Origin of the sequence: Agrobacterium vitis, from assembly GCF_013337045.2 — a bacterium.
Classification (GTDB): domain Bacteria; phylum Pseudomonadota; class Alphaproteobacteria; order Rhizobiales; family Rhizobiaceae; genus Allorhizobium; species Allorhizobium vitis_B.
The window spans coordinates 768,790-786,577 of sequence record NZ_CP118260.1 but is presented as its reverse complement, the minus strand read 5'-3'; the positions used below and the strand labels follow the sequence as shown (position 1 = coordinate 786,577).

12 protein-coding genes are annotated in these 17,788 nt (G+C 58.4%); 2 read left to right on the top strand and 10 right to left on the bottom strand.

All coding sequences use genetic code 11. From position 1 onward, the window contains the following. Nucleotides 1-94 precede the first annotated feature (94 nt). The 6 genes from G6L01_RS21330 to G6L01_RS21305 form a co-directional block, all read right to left on the bottom strand. Nucleotides 95-2,023: a beta-galactosidase gene (locus G6L01_RS21330; protein ID WP_071205762.1), complete on the bottom strand. Its 1,929-nt coding sequence runs from the start codon at nt 2,021-2,023 to the stop codon at nt 95-97. Next, entirely contained in the window at nt 2,023-3,120 is a 1,098-nt protein-coding gene (locus G6L01_RS21325; RefSeq protein ID WP_070165575.1) for an ABC transporter ATP-binding protein, read from the bottom strand. The genes G6L01_RS21330 and G6L01_RS21325 overlap by 1 nt, the downstream gene beginning before the upstream one ends. Continuing rightward, on the bottom strand, nt 3,113-5,218 hold the full coding sequence (locus tag G6L01_RS21320; protein WP_070165573.1) for an alpha-galactosidase: 2,106 nt from the start codon (nt 5,216-5,218) through the stop codon (nt 3,113-3,115). Before G6L01_RS21320 ends, G6L01_RS21325 begins: the two co-directional genes overlap by 8 nt. Beyond that, the gene (locus G6L01_RS21315; RefSeq protein WP_070165571.1) at nt 5,215-6,066 is read right to left on the bottom strand and encodes a carbohydrate ABC transporter permease; all 852 of its coding nucleotides are present in this window, start codon (nt 6,064-6,066) and stop codon (nt 5,215-5,217) included. The genes G6L01_RS21320 and G6L01_RS21315 overlap by 4 nt, the downstream gene beginning before the upstream one ends. Next, nucleotides 6,066-6,974: a carbohydrate ABC transporter permease gene (locus tag G6L01_RS21310; protein ID WP_070165569.1), complete on the bottom strand. Its 909-nt coding sequence runs from the start codon at nt 6,972-6,974 to the stop codon at nt 6,066-6,068. Before G6L01_RS21310 ends, G6L01_RS21315 begins: the two co-directional genes overlap by 1 nt. A gap of 114 nt (nt 6,975-7,088) precedes the next feature. Next, nucleotides 7,089-8,321 (bottom strand): ABC transporter substrate-binding protein, encoded by a 1,233-nt coding sequence (locus tag G6L01_RS21305; RefSeq protein WP_070165567.1) that lies wholly within the window; start codon nt 8,319-8,321, stop codon nt 7,089-7,091. A gap of 265 nt (nt 8,322-8,586) precedes the next feature. On the opposite strand from G6L01_RS21305, the gene G6L01_RS21300 reads away from it, so the two are divergent. Both G6L01_RS21300 and fhuF read left to right on the top strand, forming a co-directional pair. After that, on the top strand, nt 8,587-9,522 hold the full coding sequence (locus G6L01_RS21300; RefSeq protein ID WP_156584131.1) for a helix-turn-helix domain-containing protein: 936 nt from the start codon (nt 8,587-8,589) through the stop codon (nt 9,520-9,522). A gap of 118 nt (nt 9,523-9,640) precedes the next feature. After that, entirely contained in the window at nt 9,641-10,426 is a 786-nt protein-coding gene (gene fhuF / locus G6L01_RS21295; RefSeq protein ID WP_070165559.1) for a siderophore-iron reductase FhuF, read from the top strand. 50 nt (nt 10,427-10,476) lie between these two features. Here the strand turns inward: fhuF and G6L01_RS21290 are convergent, their stop codons facing one another. From G6L01_RS21290 to G6L01_RS21275, 4 genes are all read right to left on the bottom strand, one after another. Further along, entirely contained in the window at nt 10,477-10,896 is a 420-nt protein-coding gene (locus G6L01_RS21290) for a GNAT family N-acetyltransferase (RefSeq protein WP_143116613.1), read from the bottom strand. 202 nt (nt 10,897-11,098) lie between these two features. Beyond that, complete coding sequence (locus tag G6L01_RS21285) at nt 11,099-11,722, bottom strand: sigma-70 family RNA polymerase sigma factor (RefSeq protein ID WP_071205758.1); 624 nt, start codon at nt 11,720-11,722, stop codon at nt 11,099-11,101. A gap of 375 nt (nt 11,723-12,097) precedes the next feature. Further along, complete coding sequence (locus G6L01_RS21280; protein WP_070165552.1) at nt 12,098-13,414, bottom strand: lysine N(6)-hydroxylase/L-ornithine N(5)-oxygenase family protein; 1,317 nt, start codon at nt 13,412-13,414, stop codon at nt 12,098-12,100. A 53-nt stretch (nt 13,415-13,467) separates the two neighbouring features. Further along, on the bottom strand, nt 13,468-17,451 hold the full coding sequence (locus tag G6L01_RS21275) for a non-ribosomal peptide synthetase (RefSeq protein ID WP_070165549.1): 3,984 nt from the start codon (nt 17,449-17,451) through the stop codon (nt 13,468-13,470). Between the last annotated feature and the right edge of the window lie 337 nt (nt 17,452-17,788).

Sequence of the window (17,788 nt, the reverse complement as noted above, 5' to 3'; positions counted from 1 at the left end):
GTCAACGTGCCAAATAAGCCCAAGCATGGCACTATGCGCCTCCTTGCGAAGGAGACGCATTGCCTCGACAATATCAGCAATCAAGCCCTGACAATCAGCCCCAAACCGCCAATTGTTGCGGCTTGAGCACAGGGCCACCCAATAGGAACGCGCCGGATGCCGGAATGGTCCAGTCCTCAGCCCCATAGTTGAAGGCGAAGGTCAGGCAGCCACGGCGGCGGATGCGGATATGCTCCGGCAAAACAAGGGTTTCGAGACCGGCCTTTTCTGCCAGCACCGCCAGCGTTGAAGACAGCAACGCCTTGTCGGGCCAGCAGGCCAGATAGTGGTGGCCGTTCTGGCACGTCAGGGCCGGATCGCCGTTTTCGAATGTGGCGATTACGGTTGCCGTCGTTTCCAGATATTCCCGCCAGCGGATGGCCCGGCCCGAAACCGTGCCTGAAACGCTATCACCAAGACCGGGCCGCAGCGAGGCGACCTGGGTTTGGCGCGTGCCGGTCAAAGGAGCCAATGGGCCGGGCGGCAGATTGTCCGGAATACGGAATTTTTCGTCGCGTGAACCGGTGCGCGGGCCGTACAACACGACGGCATCGGTGCTTTTAAAGGCCGCAAGCGCTGCCTCGTTAACCTGCATCAGGCAGGGAACGAGCACCAGTTTATAACCGGACAGATCGGCACCGGGACGCACAAAATCCACGTCTAGCCCCAGTCGGCGAGCTGCTTCGTACCAGCGGAACGCCAATTCTTCATAGCGGAAATCCCGGCCCTGCGGCTGGATCGTCGTCGCCCAATAGCTGGCATAGTCATAGACCAGGGCCACAGGTGCCTGAACACTCTCTGGCAAATCGCCAAGCGCTGCCAGTTCGCCAGCCACGGCATGGGCTTCCAGCCCACCGACCGACCATTCATCCAGCCCCGGCAGGTTGAGCCCTGCATGCATCTGCTCCTGCGCAAACGGTGCCTGGCGCCAGCGGAAGTAGCTGACCACCTCGGCCCCATGCGCCAGCGCTTCCCAGGTCCACAGCCTGACCATGCCCGGCTTGGGCACAGGGTTCCAGGGCGCCCAGTTCACAGGACCAGGCTGCTGCTCCATCACCCAGAACCGGCCACGGCCAACACCACGATAGAGATCATGATGGAAGGGCGCGATATCGGGATGGGAGGTCTCCGCCCAACGATCGCGCTCGTCTTCGGTAAATGGGAATTTTTCAACGAAACCAATCGGATAGCTGTCCCAGCTGGCGAGATCGAGATTGTCGCCAACCTGGAAATGATCGAAATCATTGATGAAGCCCATGAAGTTATGGGTAATCCAGCGGCCCGGTGAATGCTTGCGGATGATGTCCACCTGCATTTTATCATAGGCGGCCACCTGATCGGAGGAGAAGCGCCAGAAATCCAGCCGCTGCGCCGGATTCGGCTCGGTCACGGTGCGGGTGGGCAGCTCGACCTCATCGAAACTGTTGACTTCCATCGACCAGAACACCGATCCCCAGGCCTCGTTGAGCTGGTCAGTGGTCTGATAGCGCATCCGCAACCAGCGGCGGAAGGCCTTCAGGTCGTCAGGCCCCCAGGACACCGTGGTGTCGTGGCAACCATATTCGTTATCGGTCTGCCAGCCGGCTATGCCCGGATGGGTGCCGTAGCGCTTGGCGATGACTTCAACGATTCGAGCGCTCTCGGCCCACCAGATTTCGCTGGAAAAACTGTAATGGCGGCGCGAGCCGAAGCCGCGCACAGTCCCGTCGGCATCATAGGGCGCAATGTCGAGATGCTCGTCCATCAACCATTTCGGCGGTGTGGCGGTCGGGGTGCCAAGCACCACCTTCAGGCCCGCCGCATGCAGAATATCGATGGCCCGGTCCAGCCATTCGAAGGTGAACTGGCCCCGCCTTGCCTCCAACCGCGACCAGGCGAATTCGCCGATCCGCACATAGGAAATGCCAAGCTTGCGCATGTTTTGCGCATCGATTTGCCATTGGCTCTCCGGCCAATGTTCAGGATAATAGCAAACGCCCAGCATTATCGTGTCAGGTCCCCGTTGATCACAGCCTTGCCCGAGGAATCGAACAGGTGGCAGGCAGCGGCGGGAATGCCGATAGACAGGGTTTCGCCCGGCTTGGCCGTCGCCAAGCCGTCCGCCTTGACGGATAGTTCGGTGCCATCGGCCAGAGTGACGAAAAACAGGGTTTCGGAGCCGAGATATTCGGCCAACCGCACCGGCCGCGACAAAACGAGATCACCCTTGCCCGTCGCATCGATATGCTCGGGGCGAATGCCAAGCGTCATCTTGCCCGGGCTGATTGCCTTGCCCTGCGCATCAAGCGTGATCGCCGCGCCATCGGCCAGCGTCACCACCACTTTGCCACCGTCCGCAGGCGCGACGGTCACGGGCAGGACATTCATCTTTGGTGAGCCGATAAAGCCTGCGACAAACAGGTTATTGGGGCGATGATAAAGCTCCAGCGGTGTGCCGACCTGCTCGATCAGGCCAGCCGATAGCACGACGATCTTGTCGGCCATGGTCATGGCTTCCACCTGGTCATGGGTGACGTAGATCATCGTCGCCTTCAGATCCTGATGCAACTTGGACAATTCGGTGCGCATCTGCACCCGAAGGGCGGCATCCAGATTGGACAGCGGCTCATCGAACAGGAAGACTTCCGGTTCACGCACGATGGCGCGGCCAATGGCGACACGCTGGCGCTGGCCACCAGATAATTGACCCGGCTTGCGCTCCATCAGCGCATCCAGTTGCAGCAGCTCGGCGGCCTTTTTGGTCCGTGCCTCAATCATCGGCTTGGGATGGCCGGTCATCTTCAGGCCAAAGCCGATATTGTCGCGCACCGTCATATGCGGGTAAAGCGCATAGGACTGGAAAACCATGGCAACACCGCGCTCAGACGGGCCGATCCGGGTCATATCCTTGCCGCCAATCGTCAGCCCACCGGAGGTGATCTCCTCCAGCCCGGCAATCATCCGCAGCAGGGTGGACTTGCCGCAGCCGGACGGGCCGACGAACACGCAGAACTCGCCGTCCTTGACGTCGAGATCGACGCCCTTGATGACGCTCAGCGCGCCGAATTGTTTCTTGACGCCCCGCAGGCTTACATCAGCCATGGTGGTCTCCTCCCTCAACAGGTTCCAGTTCCAGCAGCATCGCGCTCTCTGGCCGCAGCATCGGCAGCGGCAAGCCGCCAAGCTTGAGATCGGCAAGGTCAAACGTGACCTTGCCAGCCAACAGGCGCTTCTGCCCTTCGGATATACGAATGAAATTCGGTAAGGCCGGATGCGTGGCCGCAACCCTCCAACGTCCGCCGATGCAGGTCACACCATCAGGCAGGGTCAGCGGCTCCGGCTGTTCGCCCACCATTTGCGGGCCTTGGGCAACGAAGACGGCGATGCGCTTGCTGTCCGCCGCACCCCAGACATACCGTCCGTCACGCGGCTCCTTGGAGAAATTGGCGCCTGGCGCATGCAGCAGGGGCCGCAGCCGCTTGTGGATGGCAATCCAGTTTTTCAGCTCAGCGCGTTCCTCGCCTTCCAGTTCCAGCGGGTTCAACTCGACGCCAAGGTGATAGGCCATTGCCACCAGCGCCCGGAAGGCCAGCGTGTGACGACGCTCCGTCTGGTGGTTTGGCGAGGCTGAAATATGGCTGCCAAGCACTTCCGGTGGCACGAAAACCGAGGCACCACGCTGGATTTCCAGCCGCTCCAGCGCATCGGTGCAATCGGAGGTCCAAACCCGGTGGGTGCGGGCAAGCGCACCGTAATCGATCCGGCCACCGCCGGAGGCACAGCTTTCGATCTCCACCTGCGGATGGGCTGCCCGCACCCGGTCCATCAATGTGTAGACGGCGCGGGTCTGGGTGGAAATTTTCGCCCGCCCGTCGCGTCCACCCGCATGGGTCAGGTCGCGGTTCATGTCCCATTTGATATAGGAGACAGCATGATTGGCCAGCACCGCGTCGATCTTCTCAAACAGATAATCGCTCACCTCTGGCCGCGTCAGATCCAGCACCAGCTGGTTGCGGGATGTCAGCAAAGGGCGGCCCTTGACCTGCAAGACCCAGTCGGGATGCAAATCATAGAGGGCGGAGACCGGGTTGATCATTTCCGGCTCGAACCAGATGCCGAACTGCATGCCAAGGCCGGTGACGTGATCGACCAGCGGCGACAGACCCTCGGGATATTTGCGGGCGTCGATGTCCCAATCGCCAAGGCTGGTCGTGTCGTCGTCACGCTTGCCAAACCAGCCGTCATCCAGCACGAAACGCTCGATGCCAAGTTCGGCGGCGGATGTCCCCTGCGCCTTCAGCGATTGCATCTGGTGGTCAAAGTAATTGCCCTCCCAGGTATTCAAGGTCACCGGACGCGGCGACATCGCACCATCAGGCCAATGCATGAGATCATCGCGGACAAAGGCATGGAACGCCGCCCGATCCGCACCGGCATAGGCCACCGGACTGCGATAGCTCTCGCCCGGCGCAAGGATCGTTTCGCCCGGCTCGAAGACTTCGCCGAGATGCACAAGGCGGCGGCCATCGTCCAGCCGATCAATGACGATCTGGTGGTTGCCGCTCCAACCCAGCGCCACGCCGAAGCTCTGCGCCTCGCCTTCGATTGTCAGCATCGGAAAGCGGTCATGGGAGGTGCGGCCCCGGCGGCTTTCCTGCGCCCAAAGGCCCGTTCCCAACCTCTCGCGCCGGATCTGGAATTCGCGGCCCCACATGCCGGTAAAGCTGACCACATCGACCTGCCCGCCTTCTATCGGAAAGCTCGCTGCCATGCAGCGGTCCAGGATGTAATCCTCACTGCCGATATTCTTGATGTCGGTGGAGACGCCGATCACGCCAGACGGGAAGGTTTCGAAACGCAACGTGATCGCCATGCCCGCCACAGCATCCTGAGCGCAAAGCAGCGTGATCCGCCCGGTCTTTTCCACCGTCCAATCGGCAAATTGCAGGATGAAATCGTGGCCGGATCGATGACCGGCAATGGCAGGCCAGCCGAAAAACCCCATGCCGCCCACCGGCAACAGCACCGCGGAAGGCACCGCATCATCCATGCCGTTGATGCGGCTGGAGCGCTCGACCTCGGACAAAGCCGAGCCGGAAACGGATGTCTGGCCAAAGCCGATAATTTCAGGCATGCCGATTTCCGGCATCCGCAGGCTCAAAACAAGCCCGTTCGCGCCAATCTTTACAATATCATTCATCCCTTGGTTGCTCCAAGTGTCAGCCCGGCGATGAAATGCCGCTGCATCAGGAAAAACATGGCGACCGGTGGCAAAGCCGCGACGATCGATCCGGCGGAAACCAGGTTCCAGGCGGCGACCCATTGGCCGTTCAGCGAATAAAGCCCCGCCGTGACAGGCATGGCGGCCTGGCTCTGCACCAGAACCGTGGCCCAGAAATAGTCGTTCCAGACAAAGGTGAAGACCAGCACCGACAGCGCCGCAATGGCGGGCCGCATCAGCGGCAGCACGATATAGCGAAAGATCCGCCATTCCGACACGCCCTCGACCCGCGCCGATTCGATCAGCGCAAACGGCAGGCCCTTGATGAAGTTGCGCATGAACAGCGTGCAAAAGCCGGTCTGGAAGGCGACATGAAACAGCACCAAGCCGGTGACTGTATCATACAGCCCCATTTTCAGCGTCATGTCGCGCACCGGCACCATGAGGATCTGGAAGGGAATGAAATTACCGGCAACGAACAGGCAGAACAGAACGATATTGCCCTTGAACTTATAGGTCGCCAGTGCAAACCCGGTCAGGCAGGAGAGCGCGACCGCACCGATCACGGTTGGAATGGTGATCTTGAAGGAATTGAGGATGTACCAGCCCAGCGGTGAATTCTGAAACACCGCGGAATAGTTTTCGACGCCGGCAAAGCCGGAGGGAATGCCGAAATAATTGCCAGCGGCCAGATCGCCCGCAGGACGCACGGAGGTCAGCGCCACGCCCAGCAAGGGCAACAGCCAGAGAACCAGCGCGACAGGCAGAACGAGATTATAGCCGAACCGGACAATCGGCGAGGCCTTCTGGATCGGGGTCGGAAACATCAGGTATTCCTTTCCTGGCCGATCATCCGCACGACGAACAGCGTGATGAACACCATCATGATCAGGAACAGGACGACGGCGATGGCCGCGCCATAGCCCATGCGGAACCCGTATTCCGACAGCGCTTCCTCATACATGTAATAGGATAGCACCCGGCTAGAACCATAGGGGCCGCCAGCCGTCATGATCGACACGAGGTCAAAGGAGCGCAGCGCGCCAATCACCGTCACCACCATGGCAATGAAGGTGGCGGGTGCCAGTTGCGGCAGGATGATGTTTTTGAGCAGCGACCAGCCCTTGGCGCCATCCATGCGGGCGGCTTCCACCTGCTCTGGATTGATGTTGTTGAGACCGGTCAGATAGAGGATCATGCAATAGGCGGTCTGCGGCCAAAGGCCAGCGACGATAATGCCATAAGTGACGAACCGCTCATCGGCCAGAACCGCGAAATCCAGCCCGGTCAGATGCTTGATCAGCACGGAAAACAGCCCGAAATTCGGCGCATAGAACCAGGTGAACATCAGGCCGACCACGACCTGGCTGATGACGAAGGGGAAGAAAAACAACGACTTATAAAGTCGAATACCGGTAACCGTCTGGTTGAGAAACAGCGCCACCGCCAATCCGCCGGGAATGGCCAGAAGGTAGAGCACCAGCCAGATCAGGTTGTTTTCCAGGGAGACGTAAAAGGCCTCGTCGCCGAGCAATTCCTGATAGTTTCCAAGCCCGATCCAGACTTTTTCGCCGATACCGTCCCAATCGTGAAAGCTGATCCAGACAGACTGGAAAATCGGCAATACGACATAGATGACAAACATCACCAGACCGGGCGCCAGAAACAGCCAGGGGGCAATGCGTTGCTGGTGACGCTTCCAGAATCCGGATGAAACAGGAGCAGCAGTGCTCACGGCAGCACCTCCGTTAATGCAAGGGCTCAAGGATGCCAGAGCATCCCAGCCGTTCTGTGACTGAAATACCGGCCGGATGCCACTTGGGCGACATCCGGCCGTCGGGAGAACCGATTATTTATAAACGCGGGCGCGCACCTTATCGAGGCGGGCCAGGATGGCATCGACCTTGTCAGGCTTGACCATGAATTCCTGGAAGCCTTCCATGCCGGCCTTGGCCATATCGGCGGGCGCGTCACGGTCATAGAATTGCGCCAGCGCATAAGCACTCGACAGCATGTCGAAACCAGCGCTCAGGAACGGATCGCTGGATTTTTCCGACTTGTTGTTGATCGGCAGCTGACCAAGGGTGGCGTTCATCTTGGTCTGAGTTTCCGGCTTTGCGAGGTAAGCCAGGAACTTGCGCGCATCCGTCTTGTTCTTGGCGCCCGAGGGGATGTGGAAGGATTCGGTCGGCGCATCTTCCGCCCGCGGCAGGCCGGGGGTGATTTCCGGGAATTGCAGGAAGCCGATCTGCTCTTCCTTCAACCCGCCATCCTTCATCGGGGCAACGGCAAAGTTACCCATCAAATACATGGCCGCCTTGCCCTGCACGAATTGCGGCATGGCATCCTGCCAGTCGAGCGCGGCATGGTTGGCAATGAAATAGCCGGGCTTGATCAATTCGGCCCATTTCTCAAACACCGCTTTGACGCGCGGATCGGTGTAAGGCACCTTTCCGGCGGTCAGGTCCATGTGGAATTCATAGCCATTGACGCGCAGGTCGAGATAGTCGAACCAGCCTGCTGTCGGCCATAGCGCCTTGGTGCCAATGGTAAAGGGCGTAATGCCGGCCTTTTTCAGCTTTTCGCAGGCCGCCAGCAACTCGGCCCAGGTCTTGGGCGGCGTAATGCCTTGAGCGGCGAAGATATCCTTGCGGTAATAAATACCCCATTGATAGGTGGAATAGGGAATGCCCCATTTCTTGCCATCGATTTCCATCGACTTGGTGGCGGATTTCAACTGATTGTTGAGATCGTCCTTGGCCCAGATATCGCTGACATCCTCGAACAGGCCAGCCTTGACGAAGGGCGCCATGCGGTTGCCAGAATACCAGGACACCACATCCGGCGCATCGGCCGTCAGAAAGTTGCGGATCGCGGATTTATAGCCCTCGTGGTCGAAATTATTCCATTTGACGGTCACGTCGGGATTGGCGGCCTGGAAATCCTTCAGCAGCTCTTCCATCGCCTTTTTCGGCGTCGGGTCCGACTGATCGGAATTGAGCACAATCTGACCAGCAAAGGCCGTTGACATGGTCAATGCGTAGCCAAGCGCCAAGCTTGGCATCATTTTAAAACAAATCATCACATTCCTCCCCGGAATCATTGTCTGCGGTATGACAGTAACCTTGTCGCCTCCAGAAGGCATTCAAGGTCGCTGTCACATTTTATATCTCCAGCCTGATGTCTTGCCTTAGCCAAACGGCCCCAAGACAACCTGCCCTCTCTGCAACTTTCAGCTTCTTTGCGCCCGCCTCCTGCAAATGCGCCTTGACCGTGCGCCAGAAAGCCGCAATCTACCTCCGAAATTCAGGCTTAGAATTCCGGTATCCTAAGATTTTCGGTGTGAAATGGCTCGACGTCCTCCCTTGATCAACAGACTTGGTGCAACACCTGTACACCCCGAGCGCGATCCGGCCCACCCCTTGGTTGTATTCGGCGATAACAGCTTCTGCGCGGGGGAATTGATGGACGTCCAGAAGATGGCTGGGCCGCATATGCACAGCCAGATCGAGCTGAACTTCGTTCTGGAAGGCGCGATGACCTATTGGTTCGACGGACGGGAGCTGACGATTTCGGAAGGCAGGCTCTGCCTGTTCTGGGGGATGATCCCCCATCAGGTCATCGACCGGCGGGAAGGCACTCGCTTCATCTGTCTTTATGTGCCGATGTCGGTGTTTCTGGGATTGGCCAGCCTGAGCCAGTTTCGCGATTCGGTGTTTCGGGGTGCGGTCATCGAGGCTTTGCACCTGCGGGCTTGGGACCGGGAAATCTTTCTGCGCTGGCGTGATGAATTGCTGGGCGGGGATGAAGGCGATATCGAGATCGTCCGCTCCGAACTGACCGCCCGCCTGATGCGCATCGAGCGCGACGGCTGGCGCGACCTGCGCGAACAAGGATCGGCGCTGGCAAGCCTTGGCCAGCGCGATGCGGGCTGGATGCTGCATGTGGAAAAAATGCTGCGCTTCATCGGCGAACACGCACCCGACACGATTTCTGCCGAGGATGTCGGGCGCGCCGCCGGTCTGCATCCCAACTATGCCATGAGCCTGTTCAAGCGTGCGGTGGGCACCACCATCAACCAGGCGATCATCCGCCACCGGCTGGATACGGCCCAATCGCTGCTGATTTCCTCCGACATGCCAATTACCGAAGTGGCCTACGAATCCGGTTTCGGCTCGCTCTCGACCTTTTACGAGGCATTCCAGCGCCGTTTCATGGAAAAACCGGTCCAATATCGCCGCCGGATGCGGGCAAAAGGCACGGCGGCGCAGGAAATCGCATAAATCGCCTTGCTCGATGATAAATATGATTATTATTATCATGTTTTCTTGACGCCTGGAAATCGGCGTTCTAATCTGCGGTTTGTTGCAGCAAGCAATCGATCAAGCGGCGGAAAAAACCATGGGATCAACGATCCAGATGTCCAGGCCGTCGGTGCGTGGCGTTCTGCCCCCCATCGACGATGACTGGTCGCCCGACATGCCGGGCGATGACCGCTTTGCCTTTTGCCGGGGCAAGCTGCTGCTGGAGGTGCCTGACGATGCCGAGATTATCCCTTGCACCTCGCTTGCCGACCCGGATGTCTTTGCCGATATCATAGCCCGCTACACGTCCAAGTTTCCCGACGCTGATCGGCGTGCGGTTATTTCGATGTGGACGCTCTATTATTTCAGCATATTGACGATTACGCCCACGGTGCACCGTCTGGTGCATCGGCGGCAATTATCACTCGGGCTTTCCCAGCTCTCATTGGTCTGTGATCCAAAAACAGCCGAACCAAAAGCGTTCGTGCTTTCAGGCCCAGGCCGCCCCGCTGGCCAGGACGCCGCGATAAACGATCTCCACGCGATCTTACGCGACCACGCCGCGCCGCTGATTACACTGATTGCCGGGCATTGCGGCGTTGCGCCAAAACTAATGTGGAACAATGTCGCCGTCTATCTCAATTGGATCATCAAGGAAATCGGCAATCAGGCAGGTCCGCACCTGATGGAAGAGGCCATCGAGATCATCTCGGGCCAGCATTGGCCGGATGGCAGTCGCAACCCGCTGTTTGGCATGATCAAACTGGCCCGCCGCCAATGCGGCATGGACCATTTTCAACGCAAGGTCTGCTGCCTGCGCTATAACCTGCCGGGCGTTCCCGGATGTGGCGACCTCTGCCCCCTGCCTGATGGCCGTCGCTAGAGTTTGTCCGGGAAAGGCGACTTCAAGACATTCCCATCGGCTGGGGATGACTAATCCCCGTCTGCCAAAGGCTTCACAAGCATCAGACACGGATGATCCTCGTGCCACAAAGTGGGAAACACTTCGGCACGAATAAATCCATTCCGGTCGTAGAAGGCGCGCGTGGCATCGTATTGCGGTTCCTGTTTGCCGCGCGGCGCCAGGGTCTTGACCGTGACCAGTCGGCAACCGGCTTTGCGGGCAAAATCCTCCGCCGCTGACAACAGCAGCCTGCCTGCGCCTTGGCGATGATAGGCCCGGCGGGTACCGATCGCCACGATTTCCACGGCATCGGGCAGATGCGGTTTCAGCATGACAAATCCGGCCACAGTGTCACCGTCAAGGCAGCCGAACATCGCCAAGGTCTCGGCCGCTGCAGCGCAGGCATCAATCACGGCGGGTTCCGTAAACCAGTCGGACAGTTCCGACATGACGTCGCGGCAAATTTCGCCCTTGTCGGCGGTCAATTCGGTTATAACAAGCACAGCAATCACTCATCTTTTCAATTATTTTTATCGTAAAAACGTGGTGCGCCATTGCGGTTTCAGGCTGACAATGCGGGCCTAGAAAAACCACCCGCATTTCAGAAATCCGCAACGGCAAGACCGTAAACCCGGTCAAGGCCTCCCGGCATCAAGCCGCCGAACGATTGCAATAGAGCGGGTGCACCTCCTTGTTTAGTGGGGGCGTCGGCAACGTATCGCGTTTACCTTTGCGGCTCGAGGCCCGGCATTCCACCCCATCCGGGCAGATGGCAGCCAGGCATTGCGCATGGGCATCACGCAGCAACCCGCAAACCAAAGCGCAGGAGACACCCGCCTGCCTGGCGATGATATTTTGTGGCACCCCTTCGAAAAAATGGTCCTCGTAGAATTTGCGGGTTCGGGCTGGCATAGCCTCCATGGTGCAGCAGAAGGCCTGATAGGCTTCCACCTCGCGCAAATGCTCTTCAGGGCTGCCGTAATCAGAAGTGTTGTCACCCTCTTCCTCAACGGCAAACAGGCCTCGCTCATAGCGTAGTCTACGCATATGATCGGTGGCGAGATTGCGCACCATCCGCATCATATAGGATGCAGGGACCGCAATATCCGGCGGCAATGGCTTTGCGACAAGTTGCAAAAGCACTTCCTGAACGATGTCTTCCGCCAAGGAGGCACACCCGGTAATCCGCCGCGCGGCCCCCAGGAGTTTCGACTTGTTCATCAGGGCAGTTTTTATCTGTTCGTCACATGTCGATTGCGAAATATTGGCTATCATGTCGGGCTCGCCTTGAAATCCCAGATTGAAACCGTGGAATTCCCCCCTTATTTCCGGGGCACACTAAAAAACATGATTTAATTAGTCAAGATAAAACAGAGAGGTCACTTCCATTTCTGTCAATCAACAACAAACCATTGATTTTCAATATTATTTTAATATACAATATGCGAAAAAGCAAAGAGGTGAAATGCCCAAAAAACGCCTTAGCATCCACCACGCCAACTCCCGTCCCGCCACTATTCCTTGCGGTGCGGTGCCAAATATAGGCCCGGACTATAGCATCGTGCTGAACATTGAAATCGGCACGACGCCATAGGGTTTTGTTCGCAGCCGAGGGGCCGAAAACCAGTATCCAGTTTTCGCCAGGATACTTTATTCTGCCGCCTCTCCCATATGGGAAGACATTTCGGACACCCTTCCCTGGCTTTCCCATTGCACCAGTGGTTGCGGCTGCGACAGATCGAAATAGTCATGGCCAAGCATGGCATTGACGATAACGGCACTTCTCCAGGCCGCCAGACTGAGCTGAGGCTCGGCAATTCCGTGGCTATGACGCCCGGCATTCAGCACGAAAATCCGGTTTTCCTCCGGTCCATCCCACTTGAGCGAAAAATCACGATTGAGCACAGGTTCCCCAAGGCTGTTGTACTCGATCCGGCCTTCAAACGAGCGCAGGAATTCCGGCAATTCGAAGCGATAGCCGGTGGCAGCGACAATCATATCAACCTCAACCGTCTCGATTGCGTCGTCAAAACCATTGCGCATGGTGAGTTCGATTGTCGCCCCATTGCGCTTGGCGGCGATGACGTCGCGGTGCGGACGCAACATCATGCCGTCATCCATGCCTGCTGTTTCCAGTTGCCGCTCATACAGTCGGCGATAGAGCTTCTTCAGGGTCGAAGGCGAAACACCGTCACTGGCCAGAAGCTGGCGGCGGGTATGGGTGATGCGCAGGTCCTCGGCCAGACCATGGAAACGATCCATATAGGCCGGGGTGAACAGTTCATTGGTGAAGGGCGTCGCATCGAGCGGCTCGAAATTCGGCCTGCGGCTGATCCAGTGGATCGAAGCCACGCTTTTCAGGTCGAGCAGTGCATCGACGATCTCGGCGCCACTCTGACCGCCGCCAATCACGGCCACCCTGCGTGCCTTGATATCACCAAGCCGCGCGGTCGCTTCGCTGCTGTGGAAGATCATCGATTTCGGCAGGCCTTCGGCCCAATCCGGCAGGGATGGTTTCTTGCCGATGCCAACCGCCAGGGTGCGGGCCAGAACGCGGGTGCCATCCACATCAATGGACAACAGCCGATCCGCCGCATCGACCTGGCGCACCGTTTGACCAAAGGACAGCGATGGCAGGCCACGGGCCACCCAGCCGAGATAATCGGCAAATTCCTTGCGCGGCACCGCCTCATATTCAGCATTCAAAAACTGGTAGAAACGCTTGTGGCGCACCAGGTAGGACAGGAAACTCCAGGGGCTGGTCGGATTGGTCCCTGTCACCAGATCTTTCAGGAATGAGGTCTGCATATCCGCACCTGGCAGCATCATGCCCGGATGCCAGGAAAACGCCGGGCGGCTGTCAAAAAATTGCGCCGTAACCGCCGGGATCGAATCCAGCTGCGCGGCAAGGCTGAGATTGAACGGACCAATACCGGCTCCCGCCAGATCGAGCACGTGGGATGTCATGATTGCACTCCAGACTGAGTTTGAAAACAAAAGGGAAGGAAACTAAGAGCGGATTACGACTTGCCTTGAATCGCGAGATCCAGCCGCCGGGCAAAGCGCTGATGGAAACGGGACTTGCCGATAATCGACAGATGGTTGGTACCAGTCACCAATTCGCAAGCGGTGGCATTGGGCGAATAGCGTCGCCAGTCGATAACGCTGAGACCCCGCGTCACCGAATCTTCAGCCGAAAACGCATGGATGCGGAACTGCGAGGTTTTCAGCTGATAATTGCGGAAAATCATCGCGTTATCGAGCAGAACCCAGAAAATATGCTCTTCCGAGCCGATATCCGGCCCATCCATAGGCAGCGGCACGTTATGCTTGACGATATGATGCAGGAATTGCTCGTAAACCTCGGCATCCATCGCCGCCATCAGCGTCAGCCAAGCCTCGCGCATTGGTGCCACTTTCAGCCAGCGTTGCACGGCGTCATGGGTACGCTCACGCACGCCAGGCTCGAAATGCGGCCAGACGCCAATGGCAAATTCATCGCCCATGTCGCAGACATCGACCATGCCGATCATCCGAAGATCGACGTCATTGCCGAGCTGCTGCGCTGCCTCATAGGCAAGAAGCCCACCCCAGGACCAGCCAAGAAAGGCGCAAGGCCGCCCCTTGGCCTGGCTGCGCACCGCTTCAGCGTAGCGGGCGGTAATATCCTCAACCCTGGTGCTGAGCGCTGGCGTTTCGGTCAGCGAATAGCAGACGAAGCCGGTGGCCGGCTGGTTCGGCCCGAGATAATCCACCAATCGCATATATTCACGGGTGCTGACCAAAAGACCCGGGAAGCAATAGAGCACCGGACGGTCGCCGTCGCGGCGCAGATAGATCGCCCCGACCTTGTCCTCCTGCCGGTTTTCGTCCATCGCCAGCGCCAGATCCCGCACCGTTGGATAGTTGAACATATCGGCAATAGTCAGCGGCCATTTCGGATGCTGCATTTTCAGCCGCGAGACGATCCGCACTGCCGCCAGCGACTGGCCGCCGACATCGAAGAAGTTTTCGGTCACGCTGAGTTCGGTGATATCGAGGATCTGTTTCCAGACCTCCAGAATGGCGGATTCCTTGCCATTGGCAGGTGGAACGATATCACGTTGCAGCTTCGGCAGCGGCAAAGCGCTGCGGTCGAGCTTGCTGTTCGGTCCCATCGGCAACGCATCCAGCACCATGATATGCTGCGGCACCATGTAATCCGGCAGGGCGGTGACGGCGGCGCGGCGAAGATCGTTGACGTTCACGTCCTCATCTTCCCGGGCCACCACATAGGCGATCAGCGCGCTGCGTCCGCTATCCTGATGCAGCAGCACCACGGCTTCCGACACATTCGGATCAGCGCGCAACACCGCCTCGATTTCGCCCGGCTCAATGCGATAGCCACGCAATTTGATCTGGTGATCGACCCGGCCGGCAAACTCTACCGTGCCATCTTCACGCCAGCGGCCCAGATCGCCGGACTTGTACATCCGTCCGCCATGGATGGAAAACGGATCATCGATGAAACGCTCCGCCGTCAGCTCCGGTTGGCCGAGATAGCCACGAGCAATGCCGCTGCCGCCGATATGGATCTCGCCGATCACCCCGACCGGCACTGGCACCAGATCGCTGTCCAGCACATAGATTCGGCGGTCGCCGACACCCCGGCCAATCGGTGCAACCGTACCCTCAAACCGCGTTCCCGCCGGAATTTTCCACACCATCGGCGTCATGATGGTTTCGGTCGGCCCATAGCCGTTGATCAGCATCTGCGCCTTGAGATTATCAGTCAGCAGATCGAAAACCGCCTGAGACAGCGCTTCGCCGCCGAAGGAATAGAGCCGCAACTGCGGTATCCCGCCCTTTTCCGCCGCATATTCAGCAAGGCCTCTGACATAGCTGGTCGGCAGGCTGGCATTGTTGACGCCGTGCCTGCGCATCAGCGCGAAAGCATCTTCCGGCGTCGCCAGCTTATCCGCCGTCAGCACCACGCCGCCTCCCGCCATCAACGGCACCATCCAGCGTTCATGGCCACCATCCGAGGTAAAGGGCAGGACCGGATATTCGCAGGAATTCTCATCCATTTCATAGATGCGCAGCGTCGCCTTGCAATGATGCGCCAACGGACCATGCTCAACGGCAACACCCTTCGGGATGCCGGTGGAGCCGGAGGTGTAGATCACATAGGCAAGCTGGGCCGGTGCAATGGCGATGACCGGCGGCTCGGTGCTTTCCGAGGATAGATCGAGCTTGTCGAGATTAAGGATCGGCGTACCGATATCACGCGGCAGATCGGTGATGTACCGGCTGCGCGAGATCACCAGCGCCAGCCCCGGCGCGCTCAGGATATGACGATTGCGGGCCTCGGGATGATCCGGCTCGACCGGGGTAAAAGCGCCACCGGCCTTCAACACCGCCAGAATGGCGATAATCGCGTCAATGGATTTGTTCAGCGCCACGGCGACCCGGTCTTCCGGGCCGATCCCCATGGCAACAAGCCGATGAGCGAGCCGATTGGCGGCGGCCTCCAGCGCACCATGAGTAATCGACGTATCGCCCTGGGCCACCGCGAAAGCTTCAGGTCTGCGCTGCGCTTGCGCCGAAATCACCTGATGGATCGGCGTGCCGTCATCAATCTCCGGCTGATCGGGATAGGGCGCTGACAGTCGCTCCAGTTCTTCAACCGGCATGAAAACAATCGCGCTGACCAACTGTTCCGGCTGACCCCGCAGGGCCTCGAACGCTAGGCTAAGATCGCGGGCGAACCGCTCGATCATTGCATCACTATGGCTTTTCGGATCGTAGCCCAGCCGGATCGCCAATCTCTCCGTATCCAGGCCGGAAACGGTAACCACCAGGCCAGCATCGCGCCGCGCAGGCGGCTCCACCAGAACGGCAACCGGCTGACCGGCCAGAACCTGGGCCTCCAGTTGCAGGGCGGGCCGCACATCCAGCACGGTTGCAACAAGGCTGGCCGCCTCGAATCCATCATCACGCCGCGCCAGGGCATTCGTCAGCGCTTCGAACGGCAAATGGTGGGACAGCGCGGTGGCAACACCCTCGACCAGCCGCTCGCGCACTGCACTGAGAGCCAACCGACCGTCGATCTCGCTGGTGACGAGCAACAGATCTTCTGTGCGGGTCGCAACCGGGCAATCGGCTTGCCGCGTTACCAGCCCGATCCGCTGGGCACCGCAGCCGCTATAGCGACGCAGTACAATGGCCAGCGCCGCAAGGCTGTCATGTGTCACATCCGCCACGGAAGTAGAGGCAGAGCACCCGACCTCGACGAGTTTTTCGCGCCATGCCTGCTGATCAGAACTTGTCACGCCTGCCGCTGGAGCCTGGGATGGCAGCATCGCCACCGTCTCCTGCGCAGCTAAGCGCTCAAACCAGAAATCGGTGTCGGCATCTGATGTCTGGGCGATTGCGGCACGTTCAGTCAGCCACTGCCCGACATCAAACAAACCCGCATCTTGACGCCCTAAATCAACCTGTCGATCAAGCCCATAGAGGAAATCGACGGCCAACCGGTCCAGGGCCGCCCGGTCACCAATCAGAGGATGCAATGACAACAGAGCGCCAATCAACCGTCCGCCTGCCGTAAACAGCGTAAATTGAGCGGCGGCATCCGTTTCCAGATCAAGCACTCTGTCGGAATAGGCGGCAGAAACCTCCCTTAATACAGTCTCCAGCTCCTCACCCTTTGCAAGCTCACGCTCAACAACTGGCACGGCATTTTGGCCCAGCAACTGATAAACGGTCCCGCCCGCCCGCACTTCAAAGCGACGGGTCAGCAAGGGATGACGATGCATCAGAAAATCAACTATAACGCGTATTCGATCACCCCCAACAGGCGCGAAGCGAAAGCCGATTGACTGGCGTCCATAGACCGCCTCATGCCCCGCCTGCGACAAAAGCCAGATCCGCGATTGCTGCGATGATAAGGGCCATGCGTGCCCCTCATTGAATCCGGTTTTGGCGATTGATGCGGCCGTCGTTGCCCGATCATGAATTGTCATTGCTTCCAGAGCCTCGTGCTTTTTCAGTTTTCATCTGAATTTTTATTTATAATTTTCTACTTCAATAATTTTCTGATCTATTTTCAAAACAACATTAGAGAAACATAGATTTTTTATTGCTCATTTTTCGAAACATCTTCCGGCAAATCTATTGGCTTGATGACGAATGACAGGCTGCAAAATTCAGAAGAAAATTTTTGAAAATTAAATTTCACGATACATGTGAATTCGGGATGCACTCATTCGTCTTGCTGCAAGTGGCATTATTTTATAGCGGGCATGATCCATGTCCCTGCAGGCTTGGCCACCACGCAAACGGAGACATAGATATGGACGC